The organism is Candidatus Obscuribacterales bacterium (assembly GCA_036703605.1).
In the GTDB taxonomy this organism is placed as follows: Bacteria; Cyanobacteriota; Cyanobacteriia; order RECH01; family RECH01; genus RECH01.
This window is the reverse complement of sequence record DATNRH010000174.1, coordinates 1-1,649: the sequence shown is the minus strand read 5'-3', so window position 1 is coordinate 1,649 and position 1,649 is coordinate 1. Positions and strand designations below refer to the sequence as shown.

General features: G+C 54.0%; 1 protein-coding gene. It reads right to left on the bottom strand.

All coding sequences use genetic code 11. The annotated features are described in order from the left end of the window. Nucleotides 1-96: 96 nt before the first annotated feature. Nucleotides 97-1,649: sulfite reductase, ferredoxin dependent (gene sir, locus V6D20_03600; protein HEY9814875.1), on the bottom strand; the 1,553-nt coding region annotated here is incomplete at its 5' end.

The window sequence follows — 1,649 nt, the reverse complement described above, 5'->3', positions numbered from 1 at the left end:
GAAGGTTGAGGGTTAGTCATTAGCAGCACAACCGTTTACAAAACGTTACAGTCTTTCTCCATTGTGGAGAACTCTGGCGCGATCGTCAAGGGAGGCTTAGGAATCAGCGGCGGTCTTCAAGTAGGCAGCGATCGCTTCTGTTGCCAACTCTGTCATCGGGCGGCCCTGCTGTTCTGCAGCTGTTTTGAGCTGGGCATAGATCTCATCCCCCACACCAATGCGATAGCGGGAGCGGTTGGGCGATCGCGATGATTTGGGCTGATAGATCGCGCTAAACTGCCGCAGCGCTTCAAAGCCAACCCGATGGCAAAAGTCACCAAAGCTTTCCCCTATCTGGCGCTGTTGCTTGAACTGGGCGAACAACGGTTCTAGGGTTTTCTCTAGGTCAGCGATCGCCATGCGATCCATATAGGGTTCAGACAAACGCGTTTGGTGAGGACTGGCACCCAGCCAGATTTGATAGGCCTCCGATGCCTGCCCCACAAACCCTAGCTCCGCCAGATAGGGACGAGCACAGCCATTGGGGCAGCCCGTCATCCGGATGACGATGGCTTCATCCGGCAAGCCCACCCGCTTGAGCACCGCCTGAATGCGATCGTTAATGCTGGGCAACACCCGCTCCGATTCCGTAATCGCCAGCCCACAGGTCGGCAACGCCGGACAGGCCATCGAATAGCGCGTTAGAGGATCCAGGTTTTCCACTGGCACCACACCATAGCGCTGCAGTAGTTGATCAATCTCGGACTTGGCTGCCGGATCAATGTCATACAGCACTAAATTATGGTTAGCCGTCAGCAGCATCGGTAGTGCAAAGCGTTGCTCAATTTCGCGCAGTGCCGTTCTGATCTGCAGGGTAGGCGTATCATGCACCCGACCATTCTCAATGGAGATGCCTAAAAATAGCTTGCCATCCCCTTGGTCATGCCAGCCTAGATAATCTTTGTACTCAAACTCAGGTAAAGGCTTGAACGGCTGGAGCGGTTGACCAAAGTATTGCTCTAGGGTTTGGCTAAACCGTTCCACGCCCCAGTCATGCAGCAAATACTTCATACGAGCATGGCGGCGATTGACGCGATCGCCATAGTCTCGCTGAGTCGCCACAATCGCCTTCACCAGGTCATAAACATCATCCTTGTCCACATAGCAAATCGGATCTGCCAAGCGAGCAAAGGTTTCTTCCTTATTGTGAGTGCGCCCCATGCCGCCACCCGCCAACACATTGAAACCCTCCAGATCCCCCTGGTCATTGGTGAGCACCACAAGACTGACATCTTGGGAGTAGAGATCCACCGAGTTATCCCCCGGCACCGTCACACAGCACTTAAACTTACGGGGCATGTAGTAGGTGCCATAAATCGGCTCCTCTCCCTCAGCAAATACAGTGCCATTGCTCTTGGGCTGTAGCGCCGCCACCACCGCAGGATTCACCTCCGAGGTCACTGCCTTTTCACCATCCAGCCAAATTTCGTAGTACGCACCGGTGTGGGGCGTTAGCAAATCAGCGATGTGATTGGCATACTCCTGAGCATACACATACTCTGGACGGTTCTTGTAGGGAGCTGGAGGAGCCATCACATTCCGGTTTAAATCACCGCAGGCTCCTAGTGTAGACCCCATATTCCGGACAATTTCCGCAATCACGGTCTTGA